11 protein-coding genes, 1 tRNA gene, 3 rRNA genes, 1 pseudogene and 1 other annotated feature are annotated in these 20,533 nt (G+C 39.7%); of the genes and pseudogenes, 15 read left to right on the top strand and 1 reads right to left on the bottom strand.

Features of this window, described 5'->3' with window-relative positions; genetic code table 11:
* Positions 1-207: 207 nt before the first annotated feature.
* The 7 genes and pseudogenes from gnd (at position 208) to rrf (ending at position 9,561) form a co-directional block, all read left to right on the top strand.
* The gene (gene gnd / locus PYW37_RS12285) at positions 208-1,113 is read left to right on the top strand and encodes a phosphogluconate dehydrogenase (NAD(+)-dependent, decarboxylating) (RefSeq protein ID WP_023190136.1); all 906 of its coding nucleotides are present in this window, start codon (positions 208-210) and stop codon (positions 1,111-1,113) included.
* Between the two features lie 120 nt (positions 1,114-1,233).
* A pseudogene (gene gntK, locus PYW37_RS12280) lies at positions 1,234-2,745 on the top strand (gluconokinase).
* A gap of 133 nt (positions 2,746-2,878) precedes the next feature.
* On the top strand, positions 2,879-4,294 hold the full coding sequence (locus PYW37_RS12275) for a gluconate:H+ symporter (RefSeq protein ID WP_044009591.1): 1,416 nt from the start codon (positions 2,879-2,881) through the stop codon (positions 4,292-4,294).
* Between the two features lie 316 nt (positions 4,295-4,610).
* A 16S ribosomal RNA gene (locus tag PYW37_RS12270) occupies positions 4,611-6,157 on the top strand.
* 93 nt (positions 6,158-6,250) lie between these two features.
* A tRNA-Ala gene (locus PYW37_RS12265) sits at positions 6,251-6,323 on the top strand.
* A 138-nt stretch (positions 6,324-6,461) separates the two neighbouring features.
* Positions 6,462-9,362, top strand: a 23S ribosomal RNA gene (locus PYW37_RS12260).
* An 83-nt stretch (positions 9,363-9,445) separates the two neighbouring features.
* A 5S ribosomal RNA gene (gene rrf, locus PYW37_RS12255) occupies positions 9,446-9,561 on the top strand.
* The 16S, 23S and 5S rRNA genes sit together here with 1 tRNA gene alongside, the layout of an rRNA operon.
* Before the next feature lie 101 nt (positions 9,562-9,662).
* Here the strand turns inward: rrf and recX are convergent.
* A complete protein-coding gene (recX, locus tag PYW37_RS12250; protein ID WP_023190243.1) occupies positions 9,663-10,472 on the bottom strand; it encodes a recombination regulator RecX in 810 nt (269 codons plus the stop codon).
* 286 nt (positions 10,473-10,758) lie between these two features.
* Between recX and PYW37_RS12245 the strand changes: the two genes are divergently transcribed.
* From PYW37_RS12245 to PYW37_RS12210, 8 genes are all read left to right on the top strand, one after another.
* Positions 10,759-12,513: a lectin-like domain-containing protein gene (locus PYW37_RS12245; protein WP_160321461.1), complete on the top strand. Its 1,755-nt coding sequence runs from the start codon at positions 10,759-10,761 to the stop codon at positions 12,511-12,513.
* A 228-nt stretch (positions 12,514-12,741) separates the two neighbouring features.
* Positions 12,742-14,283 carry a 23S rRNA (uracil(1939)-C(5))-methyltransferase RlmD gene (gene rlmD, locus PYW37_RS12240; RefSeq protein ID WP_003132635.1) on the top strand — a complete coding sequence of 514 codons (1,542 nt, stop codon included), beginning with the start codon at positions 12,742-12,744 and terminating at the stop codon, positions 14,281-14,283.
* A 330-nt stretch (positions 14,284-14,613) separates the two neighbouring features.
* Positions 14,614-15,321, top strand: a complete 708-nt coding sequence (locus PYW37_RS12235; RefSeq protein ID WP_023190246.1) for a B3/B4 domain-containing protein — start codon at positions 14,614-14,616, stop codon at positions 15,319-15,321.
* 154 nt (positions 15,322-15,475) lie between these two features.
* The gene (locus PYW37_RS12230; protein ID WP_023190247.1) at positions 15,476-15,985 is read left to right on the top strand and encodes a GNAT family N-acetyltransferase; all 510 of its coding nucleotides are present in this window, start codon (positions 15,476-15,478) and stop codon (positions 15,983-15,985) included.
* Positions 15,986-16,330, top strand: a complete 345-nt coding sequence (locus tag PYW37_RS12225; protein ID WP_023190248.1) for an MmcQ/YjbR family DNA-binding protein — start codon at positions 15,986-15,988, stop codon at positions 16,328-16,330.
* A gap of 38 nt (positions 16,331-16,368) precedes the next feature.
* On the top strand, positions 16,369-16,617 hold the full coding sequence (locus tag PYW37_RS12220) for a DUF1912 family protein (protein ID WP_025017148.1): 249 nt from the start codon (positions 16,369-16,371) through the stop codon (positions 16,615-16,617).
* A 276-nt stretch (positions 16,618-16,893) separates the two neighbouring features.
* Positions 16,894-17,550, top strand: coding sequence for a FusB/FusC family EF-G-binding protein (locus PYW37_RS12215; RefSeq protein WP_023190249.1), 657 nt, complete (start codon positions 16,894-16,896; stop codon positions 17,548-17,550).
* Between the two features lie 47 nt (positions 17,551-17,597).
* Positions 17,598-17,764: a binding site (T-box leader), on the top strand.
* A gap of 41 nt (positions 17,765-17,805) precedes the next feature.
* The gene (locus tag PYW37_RS12210; protein ID WP_025017147.1) at positions 17,806-20,460 is read left to right on the top strand and encodes a valine--tRNA ligase; all 2,655 of its coding nucleotides are present in this window, start codon (positions 17,806-17,808) and stop codon (positions 20,458-20,460) included.
* The last annotated feature ends 73 nt before the right edge of the window (positions 20,461-20,533 follow it).

Genomic DNA, 20,533 nt, shown 5'->3' with positions numbered 1-20,533 from the left:
GAGTAATAAGGTATCTAGGGAGTTCACTATAGCGTGTTATAAGTAGTGATACTCAAGATTTCTCGATTTCTCAAAAATTCCAAACTCCTAACTTGAAATTTTTTTGACAAATCAGAAAATATTTTACAAAAAATATTGTTGACAAATGAAAAAAAATTACTTATACTAAAGTTATAAAATGAAAGCGATGCCACGGAGGAAAAAATGATGAAATTTGGTATGATTGGTTTAGGGAAAATGGGAATGAATCTTGTGAAAAATGCCGTTGACCATGAGATTGAAGTTGTTGCTTACGATCTAAATACAAAAGCGGTAGAGGAAGCTAAGGATTACTCAGACAAAATTACCGCTGTCAGCACACTTGAAAATTTACTGACAGAATTGCCAGCAAGCAAAATTGTTTGGTTGATGCTTCCGGCAGGAACTCCTACAAATTCAACGATTGAAATGCTTTCTGAAAAGTTGTCAGCTGGAGATATTCTGATAGACGGTGGAAATTCTAATTACAAAGATAATTTAGAACAAAATAAATTACTGACAGAAAAAGGAATTAAATTTTTTGATGTTGGAACCTCTGGTGGAATGGCTGGAGCTCGTCAAGGCGGAAATTTTATGATTGGTGGAGATGATGAAAAATCTTGGACAATCATAGAACCAATCTTCAAAGCAATCTCAATGGAAGATGGCTACCTCTATACAGGGAAACTTGGCAGTGGTCATTACTTGAAAATGATTCATAATGGAATTGAATATGGGATGATGCAAGCGATTGCTGAAGGATTTGAAATTTTAGAAGAGTCACCATTTGATTATGACTATGAAGCCGTTGCAAAATTATGGAATCATGGTTCAGTAATCCGAAGCTGGTTGATGGAGCTTGCTCAAGAACAATTTTCAAAAGACCCTAAACTAGACCAAATTATCGGTCATGTTCAATCTTCAGGAGAAGGAAAATGGACCGTTGAAGAAAGCTTGGACTTAGGCGTTCCTGCCCCAGTTATTGCCTTGTCACTAATGATGCGTCAACGCTCATTACAAGAAGATACCATGACCGGAAAAGTAGTTGCCGCTTTGCGCAATGGCTTTGGCGGACATGACGTAGAACAAAAATAATTTACTGACAGATGAGAAGCGTAAGCTAACTAGGACAAAAAACTTCTGTCAGTAAAAAACTACTGATGATGAAAGAATTTTAAAGTCTGTCAGTAAATATATAGAAGAAAAGGAGCCTAAATGCAATATTTAATAGGCGTCGATTTAGGAACCACAGCAACTAAGGCAGTGCTTTTTGAGAAAAATGGAAAAATAGTTGCAAGTAGTAGCCAAGCCTATCCCCTTTATCGTGATGCTAGTGGGATGGCAGAAGAATCTCTTGAAGAAATTTTTGAAGCAGTTTTAGTGACAATCAGGGAAGTTTCAATTAATTTAGAAGATGAAGATGAACTTTTAGCCGTTTCATTTAGTACACAAATGCACTCGCTAATTGCTTTTGACGAAAATTGGCAGCCGCTTACAAGATTAATCACTTGGGCTGATACAAGAGCAGTAAAATACACCGAACAAATTAAGGCCTCTAAAAATGGTTTTGATATTTATCGAAGAACCGGAACGCCTCTTCATCCAATGGCTCCTTTATCTAAATTTATCTGGTTAGAAGCTGAACATCCAGATATTTATCAAAAAGCAGCCCACTATTTGGAACTTAAAGGATACATTTTCCAAAGACTTTTTGGAACAAATAAAATGGATTTATCAACCGCAACAGGTACAGGTATCTTCAATATATTTGAACTTCATTGGGATAAAGAAGCGCTAGAGATGACTGGAATCAAAGAAAGTCAATTGCCTAAAGTAGTTGAACCCTATGAGATAGAAGAAAACCTTCCTCACGAATATGCCAAGAAAATGGGAATTCAAAGCAGCACCAAATTTATTTGGGGTGCAGCCGATGGTCCGTTGTCAAATCTGGGAGTAAATGCGATTAAACCGGGTGTTGCAGCCATCACAATTGGAACATCTGGTGCGATTCGAGTAGTTACTGACAAACCTAAAACAGATGAAAAAGGACGCACATTTACCTATGCATTAGACAAAGAGCATTGGGTAGTCGGTGGTCCCGTAAACTCTGGTGGAGATGTTTTCCGTTGAGCTCGTGACCAAATTTTTGATGGAAAAATTTCTTTTGATGAAGTCACGGAACTTGCAGCAAACATTTCCTCGGGCGCTGATGGATTGCTTTTCCACCCCTATCTTGGAGGCGAGCGAGCACCGATTTGGGATGCCAATGCCAGAGGTTCATTTTTTGGCCTAAACTACGGACATAATCGTAGTCATATGGCAAGATCTGTTCTTGAAGGGGTTATCTTCAATATTTATATGGTTGCGCTTAGCCTTGTTGAAGTAGTAGGTGACCTAAATATGATTCAAGCGACAGGAGGATTTACAAGCTCTGAACTCTGGACACAAATTCTAGCAGATATTTTTGAACAACCAATCAATGTGCCAGAGAGCCGAGAAGCTGGCTGTTTAGCCGCCATTATTATGGCTGAAAAAGCCCTTGGCTTAATTGAAGATATCAGCGAAATCGAAACGATGGTAGGAACAAACGAAACCTACCAACCCAATCCAAAAAATTTCGAAATTTACCGAGAAATTAGTCCAATATTTATCCGACTTTCTCGCTCTCTCTTGGCAGAATATGAAAATATTGCCAATTTCCAAAGAAAATTTGAAGAAGAAAAATAAACTTGTATTCTTTAAAGACTCAATACTTCCATATATCACAAAAAAGTATTGAGTTAATTTTTAAAAGCAAATTGTAAGCGCCAGCAATCGTGCTTACACAGTATATTCAATATTTTTTGAAAGGAAAAAATATATGATTGATTTACTTGTACTTTTAATTGGGGTCTTAATCCTCCTCCTGATGATTATCAAATTTAAAATTAACACTTTTGTGTCCTTGATTGTCGTAGCGGTTTTTGTTGGGTTAGGACTTGGAATGCCACTCGGTCAAATCCCTGTTTCAATCCAAAACGGAATCGGAGGCTCATTAGGAGAGTTAGCAATCGTTTTTGGTTTTGGAGCAATGCTTGGAAGACTAATTGCTGATGCTGGTGGAGCCTATCGTATCTCAAAAACGCTTATTAACAGTTTTGGTAAAAAAAGAATTCAATGGGCAATTATGGTTGCCAGTTTCATTATTGGGATTGCCCTCTTCTTTGAAGTTGGGATGGTTCTCTTGATTCCGATTGTCTTTGCCGTCGCCTTAGAAGCAAGTGTTCCCTTGATTTATCTCGGAATTCCAATGGCAGCCGGACTTTCAGTAACTCACGGATTCTTACCTCCTCATCCAGCACCAATTGCAATTGCCGGTGTACTAGGCGCAAATCCTGGAACTGTTCTCCTTTACGGAATTATTGCAGCAATTCCAACAGTCATTATCGCAGGTCCAGTTTTCACAAAAATTGCTAAAAAATGGGTTCCAGAAGCCTTTGTTGTAAAAAATAAACTATCCGCCTTTGGTGAAATCAAAGAATGGAAATTAGAAGAAACTCCAGGATTTGGAATTTCCATCTTGACAGCATTAATGCCAGTAATCTTAATGGCAATCAGCACCATTTATTCTATCGCGACTAATGATGGGAAACCCTTTGCCGCAGTAACAACAAGTGCAATGAAAGCAGGAAAGGTAGTAACGACCACCACTTACCCATCAAGTTGTGTTGAAAATGTGATGATGTTTATTGGTAATCCCGTATCTGCAATGATTATTTCACTACTCTTTGCCTTAGTTACTATGGGTTGGATGCAACGTAAGAAAAATTCTGAAATTGCAGTATCGATTGCAGATTCAGTTAAATCAATTGCGATGCTATTGTTAGTTATCGGTGGTGGAGCAGCTCTTAAACAAATTCTTATTGATGGAGGGATTTCAGTCCAAATCGCCAATATGTTTAAAGATTCACCACTTTCGCCATTGTTACTTGCTTGGATCATCACAGTAATTTTACGTGTAGCCTTAGGTTCTGCAACCGTGGCCGCTTTAACAGCAGCAGGTTTAGTTCAACCAATGCTTGCATCAGCTTCTCCAAATACAGCCGCACTAATGGTCTTGGCAATAGGGGCAGGTTCAATTGCCGCATCTCATGTTAACGATGCAGGATTCTGGATGTTTAAAGAATACTTTGATTTAGATGTCAAGCAAACATTAAAAACTTGGACAGTACTAGAAACGATTATCGCAGTTGTAGGTTTAGGAATGGTCATGTTAATGAGTATCTGGGTACATTAATAAAAAAATAAGTCAATTTTGACTAATTTTTTTAATTTGTCAAAGCTAGTGGTGGCATGAAATAAAGCGAATACAGTGGAGGGAAAAAGCGAACGTAAGATAAAAAAAGGTATAAAAGTCACAGTTAATTCTTGACAAGTTTAGTTAGGTTTGATAGAATATAATAGTTGTCGCAAGAGACGAGGGTCTTGAAGCGATAAGCTAGACCATTGAAAACTGAATAAAGAAGAATGACTCATGTGATGTAGTAAGATACATCAAAAATCTGTCAATCAATAATGAAAGACAAGCCAGTCACTAAGGTGACTTAAATACTTTATTTGAGAGTTTGATCCTGGCTCAGGACGAACGCTGGCGGCGTGCCTAATACATGCAAGTTGAGCGCTGAAGGTTGGTACTTGTACCGACTGGATGAGCAGCGAACGGGTGAGTAACGCGTGGGGAATCTGCCTTTGAGCGGGGGACAACATTTGGAAACGAATGCTAATACCGCATAAAAACTTTAAACACAAGTTTTAAGTTTGAAAGATGCAATTGCATCACTCAAAGATGATCCCGCGTTGTATTAGCTAGTTGGTGAGGTAAAGGCTCACCAAGGCGATGATACATAGCCGACCTGAGAGGGTGATCGGCCACATTGGGACTGAGACACGGCCCAAACTCCTACGGGAGGCAGCAGTAGGGAATCTTCGGCAATGGACGAAAGTCTGACCGAGCAACGCCGCGTGAGTGAAGAAGGTTTTCGGATCGTAAAACTCTGTTGGTAGAGAAGAACGTTGGTGAGAGTGGAAAGCTCATCAAGTGACGGTAACTACCCAGAAAGGGACGGCTAACTACGTGCCAGCAGCCGCGGTAATACGTAGGTCCCGAGCGTTGTCCGGATTTATTGGGCGTAAAGCGAGCGCAGGTGGTTTATTAAGTCTGGTGTAAAAGGCAGTGGCTCAACCATTGTATGCATTGGAAACTGGTAGACTTGAGTGCAGGAGAGGAGAGTGGAATTCCATGTGTAGCGGTGAAATGCGTAGATATATGGAGGAACACCGGTGGCGAAAGCGGCTCTCTGGCCTGTAACTGACACTGAGGCTCGAAAGCGTGGGGAGCAAACAGGATTAGATACCCTGGTAGTCCACGCCGTAAACGATGAGTGCTAGATGTAGGGAGCTATAAGTTCTCTGTATCGCAGCTAACGCAATAAGCACTCCGCCTGGGGAGTACGACCGCAAGGTTGAAACTCAAAGGAATTGACGGGGGCCCGCACAAGCGGTGGAGCATGTGGTTTAATTCGAAGCAACGCGAAGAACCTTACCAGGTCTTGACATACTCGTGCTATTCCTAGAGATAGGAAGTTCCTTCGGGACACGGGATACAGGTGGTGCATGGTTGTCGTCAGCTCGTGTCGTGAGATGTTGGGTTAAGTCCCGCAACGAGCGCAACCCCTATTGTTAGTTGCCATCATTAAGTTGGGCACTCTAACGAGACTGCCGGTGATAAACCGGAGGAAGGTGGGGATGACGTCAAATCATCATGCCCCTTATGACCTGGGCTACACACGTGCTACAATGGATGGTACAACGAGTCGCGAGACAGTGATGTTTAGCTAATCTCTTAAAACCATTCTCAGTTCGGATTGTAGGCTGCAACTCGCCTACATGAAGTCGGAATCGCTAGTAATCGCGGATCAGCACGCCGCGGTGAATACGTTCCCGGGCCTTGTACACACCGCCCGTCACACCACGGGAGTTGGGAGTACCCGAAGTAGGTTGCCTAACCGCAAGGAGGGCGCTTCCTAAGGTAAGACCGATGACTGGGGTGAAGTCGTAACAAGGTAGCCGTATCGGAAGGTGCGGCTGGATCACCTCCTTTCTAAGGAATATATACAAAGACGTGAGCATTCAACTTTATTCAGTTTTGAGGGGTTTAGTCATAAACCTAAGCAAGAATCAAATTCTTGATTGTGGGGCCTTAGCTCAGCTGGGAGAGCGCCTGCTTTGCACGCAGGAGGTCAGCGGTTCGATCCCGCTAGGCTCCATTGTCAGACAAGACGTTAAAATCACTTGAACATTGAAAACTAAATAACAATATCTAATAACGATAAATAAACCAAAAGCTGTGAATTTTAAAGAATTTACAAACTTATACTTGAAAAACGATGATTATAAATCATCATGGCAAAGTTAATAAGGGCGCACGGTGGATGCCTTGGCACTAAGAGCCGATGAAGGACGTGACTAACGACGATATTCTAGGGGGAGCAGTAAGTACGCATTGATCCCTAGGTCTCCGAATGGGGAAACCCAGCTGCTACTAGCAGTTATTCATGAGTGAATACATAGCTCATGTAAAGGTAACGCAGAGAACTGAAACATCTAAGTACCTGCAGGAAGAGAAAGTAAAAACGATTTCGTAAGTAGCGGCGAGCGAACGCGAAGAAGGGCAAACCAAGAAGCTTGCTTCTTGGGGTTGTAGGACTGCAACGTGGACTTAAGCATTATAGTCGAATAACCTGGGAAGGTTAATCAAAGAGGGTAATAATCCCGTAGACGAAATAGCGCTTATACCTAGCAGTATCCTGAGTAGGGCTGGACACGCGAAATCCAGTTTGAATCCGGGAGGACCATCTCCCAACCCTAAATACTCCTTAGTGACCGATAGTGAACCAGTACCGTGAGGGAAAGGTGAAAAGAACCCCGAGAGGGGAGTGAAATAGCACCTGAAACCGTGTGCCTACAAGAAGTTCGAGCCCGTTAATGGGTGAGAGCGTGCCTTTTGTAGAATGAACCGGCGAGTTACGTTATGATGCGAGGTTAAGTTGAAGAGACGGAGCCGTAGGGAAACCGAGTCTGAATAGGGCGACTTAGTATCATGATGTAGACCCGAAACCTAGTGACCTATCCATGAGCAGGGTGAAGGTGTGGTAAGACGCACTGGAGGCCCGAACCAGGACACGTTGAAAAGTGTTTGGATGACTTGTGGATAGCGGAGAAATTCCAAACGAACTGGGAGATAGCTGGTTCTCTCCGAAATAGCTTTAGGGCTAGCGTCGAAATGTAAGTGTATTGGAGGTAGAGCACTGTTTGGGTGAGGGGTCCGTCTAGGATTACCAATCTCAGATAAACTCCGAATGCTAATACACATGTTCGGCAGTCAGACTGCGAGTGCTAAGATCCGTAGTCGAAAGGGAAACAGCCCAGACCAACAGCTAAGGTCCCAAAATATATGTTAAGTGGAAAAGGATGTGGGGTTGCACAGACAACTAGGATGTTAGCTCAGAAGCAGCTATCATTCAAAGAGTGCGTAATAGCTCACTAGTCGAGTGACCCTGCGCCGAAAATGTACCGGGGCTAAACATATTACCGAAGCTTTGGATTTAATTTAATTAAATGGTAGGAGAGCGTTCTTAACCGCGATGAAGGTATACCGTGAGGAGTGCTGGAGCGTTAAGAAGTGAGAATGCCGGTATGAGTAGCGCAAGATAAGTGAGAATCTTATCCACCGTAAGACTAAGGTTTCCAGGGGAAGGCTCGTCCGCCCTGGGTTAGTCGGGACCTAAGGCGAGGCCGAAAGGCGTAGTCGATGGACAACTGGTTGATATTCCAGTACTAGATATGATCGTGATGGAGGGACGCAGTAGGCTAAGAGATGCCAGTTAATGGATTCTGGTCTAAGCAGTGAGGTGTGAGATGTGTCAAATGCATTTCTCTTTAACATTGAGCTGTGATGGGGAAGCAACTACGGTTGCGAACTCTCTGATGTCACACTGCCAAGAAAAGCTTCTAGCGTAAAGTCATATCTACCCGTACCGCAAACCGACACAGGTAGTCGAGGCGAGTAGCCTCAGGTGATCGAGAGAACTCTCGTTAAGGAACTCGGCAAAATAGCCCCGTAACTTCGGGAGAAGGGGTGCTGGTGTAAAAGCCAGCCGCAGTGAATAGGCCCAAGCAACTGTTTATCAAAAACACAGCTCTCTGCTAAACCGCAAGGTGATGTATAGGGGGTGACGCCTGCCCGGTGCTGGAAGGTTAAGAGGAGTGCTTAGACGTAAGTCGAAGGTATGAATTGAAGCCCCAGTAAACGGCGGCCGTAACTATAACGGTCCTAAGGTAGCGAAATTCCTTGTCGGGTAAGTTCCGACCCGCACGAAAGGCGTAATGATTTGGGCACTGTCTCAACGAGAGACTCGGTGAAATTTTAGTACCTGTGAAGATGCAGGTTACCCGCGACAGGACGGAAAGACCCCATGGAGCTTTACTGTAGTTTGATATTGAGTACCTGTAAGTCATGTACAGGATAGGTAGGAGCCATTGAAATAGGGACGCTAGTTTCTATTGAGGCGTTGTTGGGATACTACCCTTGACTTATGGTTACTCTAACCCGCTGGCATAATCGGCCAGGGAGACAGTGTCTGACGGACAGTTTGACTGGGGCGGTCGCCTCCTAAAGAGTAACGGAGGCGCTCAAAGGTTGGCTCAGATTGGTTGGAAATCAATCGTAGAGTGTAAAGGTAAAAGCCAGCTTGACTGCGAGAGCTACAACTCGAGCAGGTAGGAAACTAGGACTTAGTGATCCGGTGGTACCGCATGGAAGGGCCATCGCTCAACGGATAAAAGCTACCCTGGGGATAACAGGCTTATCTCCCCCAAGAGTTCACATCGACGGGGAGGTTTGGCACCTCGATGTCGGCTCGTCGCATCCTGGGGCTGTAGTCGGTCCCAAGGGTTGGGCTGTTCGCCCATTAAAGCGGCACGCGAGCTGGGTTCAGAACGTCGTGAGACAGTTCGGTCCCTATCCGTCGCGGGCGTAGGTAATTTGAGAGGATCTGTCCTTAGTACGAGAGGACCGGGATGGACTTACCGCTGGTGTACCAGTTGTTCCGCCAGGAGCACGGCTGGATAGCTATGTAGGGAAGGGATAAGCGCTGAAAGCATCTAAGTGCGAAGCCCACCTCAAGATGAGATTACCCATTCGTAAGAATTAAGAGCCCAGAGAGATGATCTGGTAGATAGGCTGGAAGTGGAAGAGTTGCGAGACTTGGAGCGGACCAGTACTAATCGCTCGAGGACTTTACCAAAAGAGTCAAATATAATATGCTTATGGTTTAAAAGTTAGAAGAATTGTTATTTAGTTTTGAATGTTCAAGGTAACATTTAATGATTTGGTCATCATTGCGATGGAGATACACCTGTTCCCATGTCGAACACAGAAGTTAAGTCCATCTACGGCGGAAGTACTTGGGGGTTGCCCCCTGGGAGATAGGCGAGTGGCCAAGTGAACTGGAGGAGCTATGGCTCCTCTTTTTTTAGCTCGCTAACGAGATTCAAGAGATAGGATGTATGAATAAATAAAAAAGACCTCTCGGGCCTTTTTTTATTTATTCTGGAAATGTATAATCACGCAATGCACTGCTAATATCATCATATGAAAAGCCTTTTCTAGCCAAAGCCTGTGTTACTTTTTGCTTTCGCTCGTATCCTTCATAGTTTTTATTGTAGCGTTTGGCAACTTTTTCTAGTGCTGTGTAGAGAAGTTGGGTCTCATTTTCTTCATCTGTTTCTAATTCAAGTGATTCTAAAGCAATTGAAGAGATAGAATACGTAAAACCTTTATTCATTAGGTTTTGAATAATTTTATCTTTCAGCTGTTTTAGGGTCAATCTTTGCCCATAAGTTCTGTTTGTTTTTTCGGCAAGTTTGTAGGCAACATCTATTTGTTTTTCCTCATCATAAATGTTAGAAAGCGCTTGGTCAATGATAAGGGGATCAATACCCTTCGTTATTAATTTCTGTTTAATTTGATAGGGGCCAGCGCTTCCCATTGAAATTTTTCCTTCAATAAAATTTTCAGCGTAGGCTTTATCATTAATTAGATTGTTTTTTGTAAGAACATTTATGACCTCGTCAATTTGGTCAGTATTGTCAATTTCGTGTTCACTAAGATATTTTCTTACTTCCGAACTTGTCCTCATTTTAAAGGAAATGTAGTAGAGTGCTAGCGATTTTCCTTGAGCAAATTGGTCATAAGATTGGATCTCTTCTAAATCTGCATCAGCGAGCTTTTTATCGACATTTAGAAAAAAGTGAACAATTGTATCCTCAGAAAGATATATTTTTTCTTCATCAAATCCAGATAAATCGACGCGGTAAAGTCGTTTTAATTTTTTTATTGCAGTGATTTTTCCCATGTCTATATTATATACGAAATTAATTAAAAATTGTCACTTATAAATCGTGTAGTAAAACAATTACGTGAAATGAAAGTGTAGTTTATAAACCTGTTTGTAAAAGATGATTATTTTTGTAAACTTATAGAAAAATACCGTTTAAACGTTGGTATTATACAGTTTGTATTATTTTTAAAAATAATAGGATTTAAATGATGTAATATTTAAAATACAAAATATCATACATATTCCACTTTTTGTAGTAAAAATATAACAAACAATCTACAAATATGACGGAGATGAAGAAATGAATAAAAAATCGAGTGCTCTTTTAACTATGGGAACTTTAACGCTTCTGGCGGGTGGCGGTGTTGTTTTAACAAACGTCCCCAACTCTTTTAAAATACAGAGGGTTTATGCCGCTACTTCCAGAGAGGTTACAGTTTTACCAACCAACTTCTTAAATTATTTCCAAAGAAACGGATCGGCCGCTAACTTTCCTTATGATACAGATACTTTTACGCAAACTTTGACCTCTAACGAGGGAAGTAAGGCGTGTAATGTAACCTTGATGACTAAGGTTGATATGTCACAAAACTTTACTTTTACTGGGAAAATTAATTTAGGAGATAAATCACAGGGAAGCGGTGGTGCTGATGGTGTCGGTTTCCTTTTCCACCCAGGAGATACGAACGTTGTAGGTGCGCCTGGTGGTGCAGCGGGTATTGGTGGGGTTCCGGGGGCCTTTGGCTTTAAGCTTGATACTTACTTCAATAAGGATGGTGAAGCAAGCTTTACACCTGACCCGAAAGATTTTTCAGGTCAGTCTTTTGGGGCATTTGTTGATGGCTTGAATGGACAAGCTAAGACAATTGCTGCCACTGGTAAGAAAATTTCTGATCCGTTTAATAATAATTTTGTGGACTTTAAAATGAGCTATAATGGTGAGACGAAAGTAATGTCAATTACTTATGGTGGTCAAACTTGGACGGAAGATGTTTCTTCTTTCATTGGAACAAATCAGGCGATGTCTTTCTCAATTGCTGCCTCAACTGGTGCCCAAATGAATTTGCAACAACTGCGTAATGTTAATTTTACTTATACGGTAGCTCAAGGTACTGTTATTGCTAATTATGTGGATGAACAAGGAAACACGATTGCTCCGTCAGAAACAACAAGTGGTGATATTAACACTCCGTATACGACAAGTCAAAAAACTATTCCAGGCTATACCTTTAAGGCTTCAAATGGAGCAACAACTTCGGGAAATTATGCTGTCAATGACCAAACTGTAAACTATGTTTATACTCGAAATCAAGGAACTATTGATATTACTTATATTGACCAAACAACGGGACAGACTTTAAGTAAAAAAGATTTGTCTGGTGGAACTGGAGATGATTCAGGTTATACAACGACTGATACGATTAAATCTTATACAGATAAGGGCTACGAATTAATTTCTGATGATTATCCAAAAGATGGAACTAAATTTGCTGATGACCCTCAACATTATATTGTGAGACTAAAACATGGCACAGTAGTTGAGACGGAAAATAAATCAGTTAATGAAGTCATTCATTATGTTTATGATAATGGGGATAAGGCTGCTGACAACTATAAGGCAACAATTGTCTTTAGTCGGACAATCACTACTGACAAAGTGACGGGTGAGAAAACTTATAGTGACTGGACAGCTGATAATGGTGGAAGATTTGCTGCAGTTCTTTCGCCAATCATTAAAGATTACATCGCAAGTCAACTTAAGATTGATGAAATGACAGGAATTACGGTAGATACAGCGGACATTGAAAGAATTGTCGTTTATCATAAGGTGCCTGCAGGAATTATCGTTCCTCCAGTTCACCCAGATAAACCAAGTCAACCATCTAATAATCAATCAAAAACACCTACGGCTAAGGCTGTAAAAGATAGTAAGCCAACAGATGTTCTTCCAAGTACTGGTGATAGTCAAAAATCACAAATTGTTTTGACTCTGCTAGGAATTATGGCAGTGATTATTTCGCCACTTGCTCTTTTACTTAGACGTAGAAAACAATAATTAAAGAAAAAATAAAAGGTCTGACAGTGTCAGGCTTTTTATTTGGAGAGTAATATTCATAGATGAAAAAATAAGTTCAAATCTTTTAGGATTCAAGTAGAAAAAGACTACAAAAAGAAATTGTGAAATGTTATAATAGTGTATCACACAATCCTTTATTAGTGATTTTTTTATAATGGATTGAAAATGGTCATTTAATTGACGAACTAGAGGGAAAATAATTAACAAATGATAAATTTAAAAATAGGACAGAAACTTCAACTCGAAATCGAGCGAATGGGAATAAATGGGGAAGGAATTGGCGTCATTTCAGGACGACTTGTTTTTATTCCTTATGCACTTCCAGGTGAAGAAGTTTTAGTTGAAATTACTGAAAATGCTAGAAATTTTAGTCGTGCAAAATTGGTTAAGATTATTGAAAAATCACCAAACCGTGTGAAACCACAGGATAGAGCTTATCATGAAATGAGTCAATCTCACATCATGCATCTTTCTTATCCAATGCAATTGGAATTTAAGCGTGATGTTATGCGTCAGGCCTTAGAAAAATATAAACCAGCAGGTTGGCGTAATTATGAATTGCGTGCAACTTTGGGAATGGAAAATACACTTGGTTATCGTAACAAATTGCAGTTCCAAGTGCGTCGTTTGAATGACGGAACAGTGATTGCGGGACTTTATCAAGAAGGAACACATCATTTGGTTAACCTAGATAACTGTTTGGTTCAAGATCCCAAAACCCAAGAAATTATCAATCACATTTGCCGTTTGATTGAAAAATTTGATTTACCTGTATATGATGAACGTAAAATCGGCGGAATTCGTACGGTCATGGTTCGTCGTTCACAAAAAACAGGTGAAGTACAAATTATTTTTGTGACTTCAACACCAATTATTTTGGACGGACAAGTTTGGCCTGAATTACGTGAAGAACCTTCAAAACGTCAAAAAAATTCTTTTGTTAAATTTGATAAAATGTTGTCAGCACTGACAGAAGAATTTGAAGAAATTGTGACGGTTGCGGTCAATTTCCACCCAAGAAAAACCAGTGAAATCTATGGCGAACGCACACAAATTTTATTCAATGAAAAAGAAACAATTACCGAAGGCGTTTTGGATTATGAATTTGAATTAAGTCCTCGTGCTTTCTACCAATTGAACTCTGAGCAAGCCAATGTACTTTATGGTGAAGCAGTTAAGGCTTTGAATCCTAAAAAAGATGACCGTGTCATTGATGCATATTGTGGTGTAGGTACGATTGGTTTTGCGGTGGCTAAAAAAGTAAAATCGGTTCATGGAATGGATATTACACCAGAATCAATTTTTGATGCGCGTGAAAATGCCAAACGTTTGGGGCTTAAAAATTGCCACTATGAAATTGGTAAAGCTGAGCGAATTATTCCAAATTGGAACAAATCTGGTCATAGAGCAACTGCAATGATTGTTGACCCACCACGTACGGGGCTTGATGATGCATTGCTTGAAACAATTACTAAATTCCCACCGGAAAAAATGGTTTATGTCAGCTGTAACGTTTCAACTTTGGCAAAAGATTTAGTCGTTTTGGCCAATTATTACAAAGTAGAATACATCCAATCAGTGGACATGTTCCCACATACAGCAAGAACTGAAGCCGTTGTTAAATTGACAAAACGTGATGAACCTTTGAAAATTGTTAAATTTGAACATTTGGAAGAAGAACGTAAAGCTGAAGCTTTTGCTAAGGGTAAAAAACGTGGACGTCGTCCGCAAAAATATGGTAAATATTGAGAAATTTTGCTGACAGAATTATTAGTTGCTAGTAGCTAAAGTTTAAGTGAAAATTTACTGACAGAATGGATATTTTAGTTGTTCATTCTTTTAATTACGATTTACCTGCTCGTTGTTCAATCGCTGACGATGGATAGAACGCTCAGCTTTGCTGTTCATTCTTTTATCCACAACTAAAATGCTCGATTCACTCGCTGACGAATGATAGGATGACCAGCTCCGCTGTTCATTCTTTATCCACAGATAAAATACTCCTTATTCAGTCGTATTTTACTGACAAGATTTTCGTCAGTAAATTTTATAGTTAAAATTAGAAAAGTAAGAAAAATTATGAAAAAATTTATTGTTGAACCTGAATTTTGGGAACTTTTTCCTGAGACAAAAATCGGAATTGTTTTAGCTAAAAATATTGATAATAGTATGGAATCAAGTGCTGAAATCAAAAAAAATCTTGATGAGGCGAATGAAAATGCAGAGCAATTTTTAGAAGCGGCTGTTTTTAGTGAAAATCCTGTAGTCTCTGTTTGGCGCAAGGCTTATCAAAAATTTAAAACAAAAAAAGGGGCTAGAAGTTCGATTGAAAATCTGCTTAAACGAGTAGATAAAGGTAAAGCTGTGGGTTCGATTAATCCTTTGGTTGATATTTACAATAGTATTAGCTTGAACTATGGGCTACCTGCTGGTGGTGAGGATATTGATACTTTTGCAGGAAATCTACGTTTGACAAAAGCTGTTGGTGGCGAACATTTCTTGGCTTTGGGTGATGATGAAGCTGATAATGCTTTGCCTGGTGAAATCTGCTATCTTGATGATGAAGGGGCAGTTTGTCGCTCATGGAATTGGCGTGATGGTCAAAGAACGATGCTGACAGAACAAACCAAAAATGCTTTTTTGATTATTGAATCTGTTGACCCTGAACGCGGTGAAGTTCTAGATACTGCAACTCAAAAATTAGCTGAATTGAGTGAAAAGTATTTAGGGGGAACGGCACAGGTACTCCTAGTCACTAAAGAAAATCCAGAAATTTCTTTAGACTAGCGTTTTGTGACATCTAAAAAAATTAGATTTACTGACAGATAAGAGATTTGATAGGAAAGTTGATGATACTGTCAATAAAAAGAGCCGTCAGTAAATCTGACGGTTCTGTCATTAATTATTTTTATGATAAAATGGAAAAAATCCGAGGTTTTATATGATTTATATGAGAAAAGCAGGCCCGAAAGATTTGCTTTCAATTATGAAAATTATTGAAGAAGCAAGAACTTTTTTGGCTGATTCTGGGAGTGAACAATGGCAAAATGCTTATCCAGCAGTTTTTGATATTGAAGAGGATTTTGCGAAAGAACAGGCCTATGTCTTGTTAGTTGATGATAAAATAGCCGGTTATTGTGCAATTATTACAGGTGAAGAACCAGCTTATACTCAAATTACTGACGGCGCTTGGTCAAATCAAAATTTTGATTATGTGACCATTCATCGAATTGCTTTGTCTAACGAATTTCGTGGACAATCTTTGACAAGATATCTATTTTCAAATATTTTTACCTTGATGTTATCTAAAGGATACTCTGATTTTCGCCTAGATACCCACCCGGTCAATAAATTGATGCAACATGTCTTTGAACGTGAAGGCTTTGTAAAACGAGGACTTGTTCAATTTGAAGGTGACCGTTTTGCTTATCAATTGGAGCTTAATAAATAGATGAATAAAAAAGAACTTATTGATTTTTGCTTGTCTCTTGGGCCGACTTTTGCAGATACTCCCTTTGCCAAAATGGAGAAGGGTCAGCCGACGGTAGTGATGCGACATTTAAAGAATAAAAAATCATTTGCTTATATTTCTGAGCGAGAAGGCCGAGTCAATATCGCAATCAAGCAGAAGCCAGAAATTGCAATCGAATTGCGAGATTTCTTTGTGGATATTAATCCAGCATTTCACATGAATAAAGCGCATTGGAACGATGTTTTACTTGGTGGAGATGTTGCTGATGAGCAAGTTTGCAAAATGGTTGAGCAAAGCTATGATTTAATCAAACCCAAAAGATAATGATGAGCCAACAGCTCTGAATTTTAATAGGAGAAAAAATGACTTACGAACAAAATTTTTTAAAAGATTTTCAAGAATGGGTGGACCAACAAGTTCAAATTTCTGAACTTGCCATGAAAGCAGCTAAAAAAATTGCCACAGAAGACGGTAAAAAAGAAGCGAAAGAAGCAGCTATTCGTTATGAAAGTCGTTTAGACGCATACCAATTTTTGCAAGGAAAATTTGAAAACTACAAAAATGGTAAAGATTTCCATGACGTTCCAGATTTTGGAACAAAAACATTTTAATGAGTGACTTCTATTTTTAGAGAAGTGACTTCTAACCATTAGATAAAAGGAGATTCAAATGAATTTTAAGAAGATGGTTGGTAATCAAGTGCGAGTAAGAGCTCTCGCTTAGATTACCGCAAAGTCTTATTTCTTTGCGGATAAGAACAAATTGAGTTCACCTTCCTTGAAGTGGATGAAAATGGACAAAATGGAACTTGTGCCTTGCACAGAACCATATTTTCTCAATTTTCATAACTTCAAAGCAGTCGGGTTCACATCTTAAGGAATAAGAAAATGTTAAAACCATATGAATATAATCGAATTAAATACCTGACCTTTGACCTCGTCAATGTCTATCACTCTGTCAATGATAAATCGACAGTTGAGGCAGTTTACGCCCAAGTCGCCACAGAAATTTTGCAAATCGCTGAAAATGCTGACAGCCTTGTCAGTGAAAATAATCTGTCAGTAAAAGTTGCTATCCAAGAATACTTATCAGCCATTGATAATCCTAAATTATCAAGAGAACAAGCTGAAAAATTACTGACAGAACTTAAAACTTTAGTCGAAGCTTTTCATTTACCGAGTGAAGCTCAAATGAAAAAAGCTTTCAAAAAAGTTAAAAAGTTAAAAATTCCAGCGACAAGTCAATGGGACTTACGTGATGTCACTTACTTTGCTTGGAATGAAGTTTCAAGCGGCCGAAAATATCTTTTGACCGTTGACGGGCGTGGTTTCTATGGCAGTATCTCTGGTAGTATGAAAAATATCTGTGCCATTTGCCAAAAAACAAGTATTGTCACTCAATTTCTAGCGACAACAAAAAGAGGCGCTGACGGGACCTATACTAAAAATGGCACCTATATTTGCTTAGATTCTGAACAATGTAATCAGCAAATTCAAGCCAAAGAAGGCTTGGAGCATTTTTTAGAAATCATTAAAGAAAAATAAAAATTTAGAAGTATCTTGTAAAAAAACAAGAATTCTGCTAAAATAAAAACAAGTTGACGAGGAGTAATAAAGCAAGACTTATAGAGAGAACACGGTTGGTGAAAGTGTTCAGTCAAACTTTATGAAGGTTGCGTCATTTCAAGAAAATTATGGCATAAAATGAGTGTCGTCAATTGACGAAAATCAGGTGGTACCGTGCGGAAGCACCCTGGAGAATAAATCAGGGTGCTTTTTTTGTACCCAAAGGAGAAAAACATGACAAACGAACTAACCCCAAAATTCAACCCGACAGAGGTTGAAGCAGGACGCTACGAAAAATGGCTTGAAGCTGATGTTTTCAAACCTTCTGGAAATCCCGATGCAGAGCCTTATAGCATCGTTATTCCACCACCAAATGTGACAGGAAAACTCCACTTGGGTCATGCTTGGGATACAACTTTGCAAGACATCATCATCCGTCAAAAACGGATGCAAGGTTTTGATACGCTTTGGTTGCCAGGAATGGACCATGCGGGGATTGCCACTCAAGCAAAAGTTGCTGCCCGCCTTGCTGAAGATGGTATTTTGCCACAAGACCTTGGACGTGAAAAATTCCTTGATAAAGTTTGGGAGTGGAAAGATGAATATGCCACAACAATCAAGGAACAATGGGGTAAAATGGGAATCTCAGTGGATTATTCTCGTGAACGTTTTACTCTTGATGAAGGGCTTTCACAAGCGGTTCGTAAAGTTTTTGTTCAACTTTACAATAAAGGTTGGATTTACCGTGGTGAAAAACTCATCAACTGGGATCCAAAAGCGATGACTGCTTTGTCAGACATTGAAGTCATTCACAAAGAAATTGATGGGGCTTTTTACCACATCACTTACCAAATTGAAGGAAGTGATGAGTTTGTTGAAATCGCCACAACACGTCCAGAAACTTTCCTTGGTGATACAGCTGTTATCGTCAATGAAAAAGATGAACGCTATAAACATTTAGTGGGCAAAAATGTTATCCTCCCAATCATTAATCGTGTCATTCCGATTTTGACAGACGATCATGCTGATATGGAAAAAGGAACTGGGGTTGTAAAAATTACACCTGCTCATGATCCTAATGACTTTGAAGTTGCGATGCGTCATGATTTGCCAATGATTAACATGATGAACAATGACGGAACCATCAATGAAAATGGTGGAAAATATGAAGGACTTGACCGTTTTGAAGCCCGCAAACAAATTGTTGCTGACCTCAAGGAATTGGGGCAGTTGGTTGATATAAAACCAGTCCGCCATGAAGTTGGGCACTCAGAGCGAACAGGAGTGGTTGTTGAACCACGTTTATCAACACAATGGTTTGTCAAAATGGACGAATTAGCTAAGAATGCAATTGCTCATCAACGAAAAAAAGATGGAACGGATGATGTGGTCGCTTTCTATCCACCACGTTTTGGTGATGCTTACTTGCAATGGATGGAAAATGTTCATGATTGGGTTATTTCACGTCAACTTTGGTGGGGGCATCAAATTCCAGCTTGGTATAATGAAGCGGGTGAAATGTATGTTGGTGAAGAAGCACCTGAGGGAGAAGGTTGGACACAAGATGCTGATGTACTTGATACTTGGTTTAGTTCAGCTTTGTGGCCTTTTAGCACGATGGGGTGGCCGGATGAAAATGCAGAAGACTTCAAACGCTACTATCCAACATCAACTTTAGTAACCGGTTATGATATTATTCCTTTCTGGGTTTCACGTATGATTTTTCAAGGTTTGGAATTTACAGGTAAATCACCATTTAAACGTGCTTTAATTCATGGTTTGATTCGTGACGAAGAAGGACGTAAAATGTCTAAATCGCTTGGTAACGGAATTGACCCAATGGATGTGATTGAAAAATATGGAACAGATGCACTCCGTTGGTTCCTATCAAATGGTTCTGCACCAGGACAAGATGTACGTTTTTCTTATGATAAAATGGATGCCGCTTGGAATTTCATCAATAAAATTTGGAATGTTTCACGTTATATTTTGATGAATGCAGAAGATGTCAGCGCTGATGCTGTTTCTTCGGCTTTGACAAAAGTTGCAAATAAAACTGCTGGTAATGTCACTGACCGTTGGATTTTAACACGTTTGAATGATACTGTTGAGCGCGTGACTGAACAAATGGATAAATTTGAATTTGGTGTCGCTGGTCATATTCTTTACAATTTCATTTGGGATGAGTTTGCAAACTGGTATTTGGAATTAACAAAAGAAGTTATGTTTGGTGAGGATGAAGCTGAAAAAGACATTACACGTGCAGTATTGCTCCATGTTTTAGATCAAGTTTTACGTCTATTACACCCAATTATGCCTTTCTTCACTGAAGAAATCTTTGAAAAATTACCAAATACTTCTGGTTCAATTGTTGTTGCCGAATATCCAAAAGTACGTCCAGAATTTAATGATGACAAGGCAAGCGAAGGTGTGGCGATGTTAATCGAATTAATTACAGCCGTTCGTAATATTCGTGCTGAGGTTAATACTCCATTGTCTAAGCAAGTGCCAATCTTCATCAAGTCTGAACAAGCTGAATTTTTGAACTCTGTTGCTCCTTATATCACACGTTTTGCTAACCCGTCAGAGCTTGTTATTGCAGAAGAAGTCGTGCTTGATGAGCAAGCGATGACTGCTGTTATCACAGGGGCTGAGCTCTTCTTACCACTCAAAGGTCTGATTAACATCGAAGAAGAAATTGCTCGACTTGAAAAAGAACTTGCTAAATGGCAAAAAGAGTTAGATTTAGTGAATAAAAAATTGGGTAATGAACGTTTTGTTGCGAATGCTAAAGTAGAAGTTGTTCAAAAAGAAAAAGATAAATTAGCCGATTATCAAGAAAAATTTGATACTGTGAAAGCTCGTATCGCAGAATTGAAAGAAAACTAATATAAAAACCCAGTAGCTCAAAAGCTACTGGATTTTTTATTTCTACAAAATTATTAATAAAATACCACCGAGA

Origin of the sequence: Lactococcus lactis, assembly GCF_029023865.1 — a bacterium.
Taxonomy (GTDB): Bacteria; Bacillota; Bacilli; order Lactobacillales; family Streptococcaceae; genus Lactococcus; species Lactococcus lactis.
The sequence above is the reverse complement of the archived record's forward strand: the minus strand, read 5'-3'. Positions and strand labels throughout refer to the sequence as shown.